This is a genomic window from Phenylobacterium sp., from assembly GCF_044236515.1.
In the GTDB taxonomy this organism is placed as follows: domain Bacteria; phylum Pseudomonadota; class Alphaproteobacteria; order Caulobacterales; family Caulobacteraceae; genus Phenylobacterium.
The window spans coordinates 1-8882 of record NZ_JBIIGK010000123.1 but is presented as its reverse complement, the minus strand read 5'-3'; the positions used below and the strand labels follow the sequence as shown (position 1 = coordinate 8882).

Sequence of the window (8882 nt, the reverse complement as noted above, 5' to 3'; positions counted from 1 at the left end):
ACCGGATTTCCGCCTATTGGGAGAACGGCCGCGCGACCGTCGCCCTCTCCGACAAACGCGCCGCCCATCCGGGCGCCTCACCCCGCGAGCAGGAGAGCGTCGACACCGTCGAGGACGCCCTTCGCCTTATCGCCCAGTTCCTCGTCGACGAGACCCGCTAAGAGCCCATGCTGAAGATTTCCGACCTGCACGCCTCCGTCGAGGACAAGCCGATCATCAAGGGCCTCAGCCTGGAGGTTCCGGCCGGCGAGGTGCACGCCATCATGGGGCCGAACGGGGCCGGCAAGTCGACCCTGTCCTACGTCCTGACCGGCCGCGACGGCTACGAGGTGACCGGCGGGTCCGCCACGCTCGACGGCGAGGACCTGCTGGCGCTGGACCCCAGCGAACGCGCCGCCAGGGGCGTCTTCCTGTCGTTCCAGTATCCGCTGGAGATCCCCGGCGTTCCGGCCCTGACCTTCATCCGCACCGCGCTCAACGCCCAGCGCAAGGCGCGCGGCGAGCCGGAGATGGCGGCGCCGGAGTTCCTGAAGCTCGCCAAGGCGCGGGCCGCCGACCTCAAGATCGACTTCGAAATGCTCAAGCGAGCGCTGAACGTCGGCTTCTCGGGCGGTGAGAAGAAACGCATGGAAATCTTTCAGATGGCTATGCTTTCGCCGCGCTTCCTGATCCTCGACGAAACCGATTCCGGCCTCGATATCGACGCCCTGCGCATCGTCTCGGACGGGGTGAACGCCCTGCGCGCGCCCGACCGCGGCATGCTGGTGATCACCCACTACCAACGCCTGCTCGACTACATCAAACCCGACCGCGTCCACGTCCTGGCGGCGGGCCGCATCGTCGCCTCCGGCGGGCCGGAACTGGCCCTCGAGCTGGAGCGCGAAGGCTATGACAAGTACGCGAGGGCCGCTTGAGCCTCGCCGACGCCATTCGGAGCCGGGACGTCGCGGACCTGCCCGGCAAGCGGGACGAGGACTGGCGCTGGACCGACCTGCGCGGCCTGATCCGCGCGCTGCCCGATCCCTCCCGGCCGCTGGCCGACCTCGGCGCCGGGCCGTTCGACGCCCTGGCCGCCGAGGTCCGGACGCTCGCCAACGGCCACGGCGCGCCGGTGATCGAGGTTGCGGCCGGCCAGGCGGCGACGCTCGCGCTGCGCCTGATCTCCCGCGGCGACGGCGCCCATGCCGGCGCGGTTCGGATCGCCGTCGCACCCGGCGGCCGCCTGACCCTGCTCGAAAGCCACGAAGGGCAGGGCGGCTATCTCGCCCAGGCCAGCCTGTCCATCACCCTTGCCGAAGGGGCCGTGATGGAGCGGATCGTCCTGGCCGACGACACGGCCGACGGCGTCTCGGTGGTCGAGGCCGATGTCGCCCTATCGCCCGGCGCCGACTATGCGCAGACCGTCCTGACCTCCGGCGGCCGCCGCCAGCGGATCGAGACCCGCATCGCCCATCCCGGCGGTCACGCCGCCGTCCGCCTCGACGGCGCCTATCTGCTGGCCGACAAGCGCCACGCCGACTTCACCACCATCGTCACCCACCAGGCCGTTCACGGGACCGCCGACCAGCTGACCAAGGGCGTCGTCCGCGATCAGGCGCGCGGTGTCTTCCAAGGCCGCATCGTCGTCGCCGAGGGCGCCGACCATACCGACGCCCGCATGGGCCACCACGCCCTCATCCTGTCGGACCGCGCGGAGGTCGACGCCAAGCCGGAGCTGGAGATCTACGCCGACGACGTCGCCTGCGCCCACGGCAACACGGTCGGCGCCCTCGACGAGGACGCCCTGTTCTACGCCTGCCAGCGCGGCATTCCCGAGGACGAGGCCCGCGCCATGCTGACCGAGGCCTTCGTCGGCGAGGTCGTGGACCGCATCGGCCACGCGGGCGGGCGCGAGATCGCCGCCGCGTTCGTCGCCGGCCAGTTGCGAGGCGGCCAATGACCTTCGACGTCGAGACCGTCCGCGCCGACTTCCCGATCCTTCAGCGGCAGGTGCACGGCCGGCCGCTGGTCTACCTCGACAGCGCCGCCTCGGCCCAGAAGCCGCGGGCGGTGATCGAGGCGATGAGCCGGGCGATGGAGCACTCGTACGCCAACGTCCACCGCGGCCTGCACACCCTGGCGAACGAGACCACCGACGCCTATGAGGCGGCCCGACGCAAGGTCGCGGCCTTCATCGGCGCGGGCGAGACCGAGATCGTCTTCACCAAGGGCGGCACCGAGGCGATCAACCTGGTCGCCGCTGGGGTCGGCGCCCACCTCCAGGCCGGCGACGAGATCATCGTCTCCGAGATGGAGCACCACGCCAACATCGTCCCCTGGCACTTCTTGCGCGAGCGCCTCGGCGTCGTTCTGAAGTGGGCGCCGGTGACGGATGAGGGCGTGCTCGACCTAGAGGCCTTCCAGCGCCTGCTCGGTCCGCGCACCAAGGTCGTCGCCCTGACCCACATGTCGAATGTGCTGGGCACCATCAACCCCGCCCAGGACCTCGCCCGTATGGCGCATGAGGCCGGGGCGCTCGTGCTGTTCGACGGCTGTCAGGCCATCGTCCACAAGCCGATCGACGTGAAGGCGATCGACGCCGACTTCTACGTCTTCTCCGGCCACAAGCTCTATGGCCCGACCGGCATCGGCATCCTGTACGGCAAGGCCGAGCGCCTCGCCGCCCTGCCGCCGTATCAAGGGGGCGGGGAGATGATCGGCGAGGTCAGTCAGGACCGGATCACCTACGCCGATCCGCCGCACCGGTTCGAAGCCGGCACGCCGCCGATCCTCGAGGCCATCGGCCTTGGCGCCGCCATCGACTGGCTGGCCGGCCAGGACCGCCTCGCCGCCGCCGAGCACGAGCATCGCCTCTATGAGCGGGTCCGCGACGGCCTGTCCGGTCTGAATTGGCTGAAGGTGATCGGCGAGGCGCCGCACAAGGGCGCGATCCTGTCCTTCACCGTCGACGGCGCCCACGCCCACGACGTGGCCCAGATCCTCGACCGCTACGGGGTGGCGGTGCGCGCCGGCACCCACTGCGCCGAGCCGTTGATGAAGAGATTTGGCGTGACGTCGAGCGCTCGCGCCTCCTTCGCCCTATATAACACTGAGGACGAGGCGGACGCCTTCGTCGAAGCCCTGACCAAGGCCCAGGCCTTTTTCGCTTGAAGTGACGATGGACGACGCCGCCGCATCCCTGGAAACGCCGACCGCCGCCCTCTCGCAGGACGAGCTGAACGCCCTGACCGACCGGCTGATCGAGCAGCTGAAGACCGTGTTCGACCCCGAAATCCCGGTCGACATCTACGAGCTCGGTCTGATCTACAAGGTCGACGTCTCGGATGACCGCGACGTCCTCATCGACATGACCCTGACCGCCCCCGGCTGCCCGGTGGCCGGCGACATGCCCGGCTGGGTCGAGGATGCGGTCAAGGAAATTCCCGAGATCCGCTCCTGCAAGGTGGACCTGGTGTTCGATCCCCCGTGGGACCCGTCCCGCATGTCGGACGAGGCCAAGCTGCAGCTGAACATGTTCTGATGACCGGCCTCGACCTCACCCCCGCACCGCGCGCCCGCCGGCCTCGGCCCAAGGTCGTCACCCTGACCGAGCGCGCCGCCGAGCGCGTGCGCGAGATCATGAGCAAGCCCAGGAAGGATGGGGCCGAAAAGCCCTACGCTGGCCTGCGCGTCGGGGTGAAGAACGGCGGCTGCGCGGGTCAGGAGTACGTCCTGGAATATGCCGAGGCGGCCAATCCCTTCGACGAGGTGGTCGAGGACAAGGGCGTCACCATCCTGGTCGAGCCCAAGGCCGTGCTGTTCCTGATCGGCACGGAGATCGACTACGAGGTCTCGAAGCTCTCGGCCAAGTTCGTGTTCCGCAATCCGAACGAGACCGACGCCTGCGGCTGCGGCGAGAGCGTCACGATCGAGCCGGCCAAGGAGGCCTGATCAGGCCGCTGCGCGCGAGGCCCGCGGAGCCGCCGAGGTGCGGTTGCGCCCGCCACGCTTGGACTCGTAGAGCGCCTCGTCGGCGCGCTCCATCAGCGTCGCGCTGGTCTCGCCGGCGGACCATTCCGCCAGCCCGGCCGAGATGGTCACGGCGCCGAGATCCTCGTTGGTCGAGCGGCGCTTCAGCACCCGCGACGAGATTTCCTCGCGCACCTCTTCCAGGGTCGACAGCGCCGCCGCGGCGTCCTCGCCCGGGAAGATCAGCGCGAACTCCTCGCCGCCGTAACGGGCGGCGATCCGCGGCGGCCGCGCCGCCCGCCCGATCACGCTGGCCACGTAGCGGATCACCTGGTCGCCAGTCTGGTGGCCCCAGGTGTCGTTGAAGCTCTTGAAGTGGTCGATGTCGATGACCGCGAGGGTGAGGGTGGCTCCGGCCGCTTCCGCCTCGGCGCAGGCCCGCTCCAGCGACTCGTCGAACGCCTTGCGATTGGCGAGGTTGGTCAGGCCGTCGGTCATGGAGTCGCGGCGCACCAGTTCGAGGTGCTCGCGCAGGCGGCCGACCTCCGCGGTGGTGTCCGCCAGGCGCGTTTCCAAGGAACGGTTCTCGCGCTGCACCCGGCGGGTGGCGGTGGCCAGGCTCTCGACCATGGTCTTGATCGCGCCGCCGTCCTCGCCGTCGAAGGATTGCGAGGCCCGGGCCAGCTGCTGGCCATAGGCCTCGCTGGATTCGCGGGCGGATTCGATGGCCCGGCTGACGCTGTCGAGTTCGTGGGCCAGGGCGTCGCCGGCCTCGCGGATCTCACCGTTCAGCTTGGCCTTGGGCAGGTAGCGCTCGGCCAGCCTCTCGCTGAGAGTTTCGGTGAAGGCCTCACCGGCCGCCAGCAGCCGGTCGATCTCCAGCGCCAGGGGGCCGTTGCGGGCGCCCACATAATGCAGCCAGAGCTCGAAATTCAGCGGCGTCGGCCAGACCTTGTGCTGCTCCATCGCCTGGACGGCCTTCCGCGCCAGGGCATAGCCCTGTGGCGCGCGGATGACGGTCTCGACTTCGTTGGACATGGCGCTTTCCCGACCCGAGTGGCCGCCGGAGCGGCCGATCCCGAGCAGGACGTTACCAAAGGGAGCCCAAACGGCCCGTTAAAGGGCGCGCAGATTCCGCGTCAATCGTCGGCGCGGGGCGGCGGGGCCCGCATCAGGAAGGCCGGAACGTCGGAGCCGAAGCCGACCACGCGGTCGCCGTCGTCCCGGTCGCGGCCCCGATCCCGGTCCCTGTCGCGGTCCCTGTCGCGATCACGATCCCGTCCGCGTTCGCGCCCCCGGTCCTGGCGCTCGGCGCGCTCGGGCCGCTCGGCGCGGTCCTGCACAGGTGCGGAGCGCGGGGCGCGGTCGGGGCGAGCCTCACGGCGCGCGGGCTCGCGGCCTTCCGGCTCCCGACGCGCGGCGGGCGCCGCCTCGACGACGTCCGGAGCCGGAGCGGCCGGCTCCTCGCGGCGGCGCGAGCGGCGGGCGGGGCGGGGGGCCTCGTCGCCGGTCGGCTCGGCGGTGGGCTGGAACGGCTCCATCGCCGCGCGCTGGCCATGTTCCTTGATCTCGCGCGGACGCCGATCGCGATCGCGATCGCGGTCCCGGCCGCCGCTACGGCCGCCGTTGCGGTCGCGGCCGCCCCGGTCGCGGCGCGGCTCGTCCTTCAGGTTGGCCCAGTCGAGGTCGAGCACGACGTCCTCGGGCGTCTTGCCGATCAGCTTGATGACCTTGTCGATGTTCTTGGCGTCGGCCGGGGTGACCAGCATGAACGCCTCGCCGGACCGGCCGGCGCGGCCCGTCCGGCCGATCCGGTGGACGTAGTCGTCGGCCTGGTGCGGCACGTCGTAGTTGAAGACGTGGCTGACGGCCGGGATGTCCAGCCCGCGCGCCGCCACGTCGGAGGCGACCAGCAGCTTCAGATCGCCGCCCCGGAAGCTTTCCAGCGTCCGCATCCGCGTCGACTGGTCGAGGTCGCCGTGGATCGGAGCCGCGTCGAAGCCGTGCGTCTTCAAGGACTTGGCGACGATATCGACTTCCGACTTGCGGTTGCAGAAGACGATGCCGTTGTTGACCTCGCTGCGCTCGATCAGGGCCCGCAGCGCCGTCCGCTTGGCCTTGTGGTCGGAGGTCGGCATGCGGGCGATATACTGGGTGATGTTCTCACCCGTCGTCGCGGGGCGGGCCACCTCGATCCGCACCGGATCCTTCAGGAACTGCTTGGTGATCCGGGTGATCTCGGGCGGCATGGTCGCCGAGAAGAACAGCGTCTGCTTCTTCGGCGGCGTCATCTGGAAGATGCGCTCGATGTCTGGGATGAAGCCCATGTCGAGCATGCGGTCGGCTTCGTCGACGACCAGCAGCTGCACGCCGGTCATCAGCAGCTTGCCGCGCTGGAAGTGGTCGAGCAGGCGGCCGGGCGTGGCGATCAGCACGTCGACGCCGCGGTCCAGCTTGAGCTCCTGGTCGGCGAACGAGACCCCGCCGATCAGCAGCGCCCAGGACAGCTTCTGGCCCTTGGCGTACTTCTCGAACGAGGCGGCGACCTGGTCGGCCAGTTCGCGGGTCGGCGCCAGCACAAGGGCCCGCGGCATGCGCGCCTTGGCGCGGCCGGCGGCCAGCTTGTCGATCATCGGCAGGGTGAAGGCGGCGGTCTTGCCAGTGCCGGTCTGGGCGATGCCGAGCACGTCGCGACCTTGCAGGGCGACGGGGACGGCCTGCGCCTGGATCGGCGTTGCGGTGGTGTAGCCCGTCTCGGCGACGGCCTTGAGAGTCGCGGGCGAAAGGCCCAGTTCGGAAAATTCTGTCATCTGTTACGAATGGGCGGGCGCTCGCCTATCTCCGTCGGAGACCAAGGCGCACGCGTCGCGGCGGCGCGAACGGAGGTCGTCACGCGCGCGGAGGATACGGGCGGCGGGCCCCAAGTCAACGCGTTCCCTCTCAATGGGACCTTATCAGGTTGATCTGGATGAAGCCGCGGAAGGTATGTGGCGAGCCTCTCGTCACTTCGCGGGCGGCCTCGCGGCGCTGACGCCATTCGGTGAACCGCACTGCGCCGCGCGTTCCGAACGCCGCGACACGCCCGACCAGCGTCGGGCGCGGCGGGAGGCGGACGGGCGTCAGATCTGGCCCGCTTCCGACGGAGGCGAGGATCGGGGGGTGGTTTTTTTTTGTGCGGCGGCGCCGGGGCCGGTGCGCCCACCCGCGCCGGCGTCGGCCGGGCTCCAGTCCGCGTCGATATGGCCGCCGCGCGGCTCGCCGTTGCGCAGCGCGTCGGAGAACGAGCGCACCGCTTCGCCGAGCGCGAAGGCCAGCACGCCGCCGGCCGCGCCGACCTCGGCCTTGCCCTTGCCGCTCTTGTCGCGAACCGCTTCCGCCGCCTCGTGGGTGAACCGACGGACCTTCGGGTTGTCGCTGGCCTTCTTGGCGGTGGCCACGGCGGCGACGGCCATCACCGCCTCGGCGATCAGCGCCTGACCGGCCTTCGACTTCAGCACCTTGGCCATGCCGCCCTTGCGTACAGCCTTCGGAACCTTCACGCCGCCGATCCGTTTGGGCAGGCTTTTCTTCTTCTTGGACATGTCGCGCTCCTGTTGCGACGAAAACGCCCAAGCTGTTTGGAGCGTTCCGGCCCTAAGGCCGCGCCAGTTCCGGCCCGATGTGCTCGGGCCGCGCGCCGAGGCCGACGAACCGCGCCGGCAGCGCCCGAAGCGGCGGCAGGGCGTCCAGCAGCCGGAAGATCAGCGGGGGTTTCATCGGCGCCCGCCCGTCGATCACTGGCCGGAGCAGGTTGTCCTGCACGAACATCTGCATGGCCTGGGTGATGCGGGTCGGCGGCTCGCGCCGGCGCTGGACGGCGACAAGGTCGGCCTCGCTCAGGCGATGTTCTCGCAACGGCTTGGCGAGGCGGTTCGCGGCCGCCACGGCGTCCTGCACCGCCAGGTTCACCCCGACGCCGGCGATCGGCGACATGGCGTGGGCGGCATCGCCAATGCACAGGAATCCCGGCCGGCTCCAGCGCTCCAGCCGGTCGACGAGCACGGTGAGCAGCTTCACGTCGTCCCAGCCGGCGAGTTCCTGCAGACGGGCGGCGAGGTGCGGCGCGACCTCGGCGATGCCCTGGCGCAGAGCCGGCAGGCCCCGGGCCCGCAGCGCCTCATAGCCGCCCTTCGGGATCACCAGGGCGCACTGCCAGTAGTCACCGCGGTCGATGGTGACGAGCATCTTGCCGCGGCCGATCCGGCCCAGCGTCTGGGCAGGGTCGCTCGTCTGCTTGGACAGCCGCATCCACAGGACGTCGATCGGGGCGCCAAAGCTCATCGACACCAGCCGCGCCGCCGACCGCAGCGTCGAGCTGCGCCCGTCCGCGGCCACCGTCAGGTCGGCGAAGATTTCGACGGGGCCGTCAGGGGTCTGGGCGCGCACGCCGCGCACCCGTCCGGCCTCTTCGATCAGCCCTTCGGCCCGCGACGACATCAGCAGGGTGAAATTCGCCAACTCCCGGCCCTCGTCGGCCAGGAAGTCGAGGAACTCCCATTGCGGCATGAAGGCGATGAACTTGCAGCGGGTGTGCAGGCGCCGGAAGTCGGCGATAGCGAACTCCCGGCCGTCGAAGTTGATGCCGACCTGCGCCAGGCGGTCGTGCGGCCGTTGCAGGAAGCGATCCAGGACACCCAGTTCGTGCATCACCTGCAGCGTCGAGGGATGGACCGTGTCGCCGCGGAAGTCGCGGAAGAAGTCGGCGTGTTTCTCGAGGACGATCACCCGCACGCCGGCCCGCGCCAGGAGATATCCCAGCATGACCCCCGCCGGCCCGCCGCCGGCGATGACGCAGTCGGTCGTCTCGCGCCGCATGCCCGGATCAAACGCCCGGTGCGGCGCGCTGTCGAGCTTTAGACGTCGAGGTCGGCGGCGGCGAACTCGGCGTTCTCCTG

Annotated in this window: 9 protein-coding genes; 5 read left to right on the top strand and 4 right to left on the bottom strand. The window is 70.3% G+C overall.

The annotated features are described in order from the left end of the window. Positions 1 to 167: 167 nt before the first annotated feature. From sufC to ACILRF_RS12085, 5 genes are read left to right on the top strand one after another with little or no spacing between them, the layout of a single operon-like run. Complete coding sequence (gene sufC, locus ACILRF_RS12105; RefSeq protein ID WP_395673217.1) at positions 168 to 914, top strand: Fe-S cluster assembly ATPase SufC; 747 nt, start codon at positions 168 to 170, stop codon at positions 912 to 914. Next, a complete protein-coding gene (gene sufD, locus ACILRF_RS12100) occupies positions 911 to 1939 on the top strand; it encodes a Fe-S cluster assembly protein SufD (RefSeq protein WP_395673215.1) in 1029 nt (342 codons plus the stop codon). Before sufC ends, sufD begins: the two co-directional genes overlap by 4 nt. Next, positions 1936 to 3150, top strand: a complete 1215-nt coding sequence (locus ACILRF_RS12095; RefSeq protein ID WP_395673213.1) for an aminotransferase class V-fold PLP-dependent enzyme — start codon at positions 1936 to 1938, stop codon at positions 3148 to 3150. The genes sufD and ACILRF_RS12095 overlap by 4 nt, the downstream gene beginning before the upstream one ends. Positions 3151 to 3157: 7 nt before the next feature. After that, complete coding sequence (locus ACILRF_RS12090) at positions 3158 to 3520, top strand: SUF system Fe-S cluster assembly protein (protein ID WP_395673211.1); 363 nt, start codon at positions 3158 to 3160, stop codon at positions 3518 to 3520. Continuing rightward, a complete protein-coding gene (locus ACILRF_RS12085) occupies positions 3520 to 3930 on the top strand; it encodes a HesB/IscA family protein (protein WP_395673210.1) in 411 nt (136 codons plus the stop codon). Before ACILRF_RS12090 ends, ACILRF_RS12085 begins: the two co-directional genes overlap by 1 nt. Here the strand turns inward: ACILRF_RS12085 and ACILRF_RS12080 are convergent, their stop codons facing one another. The 4 genes from ACILRF_RS12080 to ACILRF_RS12065 form a co-directional block, all read right to left on the bottom strand. Continuing rightward, positions 3931 to 4986, bottom strand: a complete 1056-nt coding sequence (locus ACILRF_RS12080) for a GGDEF domain-containing protein (RefSeq protein ID WP_395673208.1) — start codon at positions 4984 to 4986, stop codon at positions 3931 to 3933. 101 nt (positions 4987 to 5087) lie between these two features. Next, the gene (locus ACILRF_RS12075; protein WP_395673206.1) at positions 5088 to 6758 is read right to left on the bottom strand and encodes a DEAD/DEAH box helicase; all 1671 of its coding nucleotides are present in this window, start codon (positions 6756 to 6758) and stop codon (positions 5088 to 5090) included. Positions 6759 to 7067: 309 nt separating this feature from the next. Continuing rightward, on the bottom strand, positions 7068 to 7529 hold the full coding sequence (locus ACILRF_RS12070) for a hypothetical protein (RefSeq protein ID WP_395673204.1): 462 nt from the start codon (positions 7527 to 7529) through the stop codon (positions 7068 to 7070). 52 nt (positions 7530 to 7581) lie between these two features. Further along, the gene (locus ACILRF_RS12065) at positions 7582 to 8802 is read right to left on the bottom strand and encodes an FAD-dependent oxidoreductase (RefSeq protein ID WP_395673202.1); all 1221 of its coding nucleotides are present in this window, start codon (positions 8800 to 8802) and stop codon (positions 7582 to 7584) included. Positions 8803 to 8882 lie beyond the last annotated feature (80 nt).

Coding starts and splice junctions, on each gene's coding strand:
- ACILRF_RS12085 (WP_395673210.1), top strand. CDS start 3,520: ATGACCGGCCTCGACCTCACCCCCGCACCGCGCGCCCGCCGGCCTCGG.
- ACILRF_RS12070 (WP_395673204.1), bottom strand. CDS start 7,529: ATGTCCAAGAAGAAGAAAAGCCTGCCCAAACGGATCGGCGGCGTGAAG.
- ACILRF_RS12080 (WP_395673208.1), bottom strand. CDS start 4,986: ATGTCCAACGAAGTCGAGACCGTCATCCGCGCGCCACAGGGCTATGCC.
- ACILRF_RS12075 (WP_395673206.1), bottom strand. CDS start 6,758: ATGACAGAATTTTCCGAACTGGGCCTTTCGCCCGCGACTCTCAAGGCC.
- ACILRF_RS12090 (WP_395673211.1), top strand. CDS start 3,158: ATGGACGACGCCGCCGCATCCCTGGAAACGCCGACCGCCGCCCTCTCG.
- sufC (WP_395673217.1), top strand. CDS start 168: ATGCTGAAGATTTCCGACCTGCACGCCTCCGTCGAGGACAAGCCGATC.
- ACILRF_RS12065 (WP_395673202.1), bottom strand. CDS start 8,802: ATGCGGCGCGAGACGACCGACTGCGTCATCGCCGGCGGCGGGCCGGCG.
- ACILRF_RS12095 (WP_395673213.1), top strand. CDS start 1,936: ATGACCTTCGACGTCGAGACCGTCCGCGCCGACTTCCCGATCCTTCAG.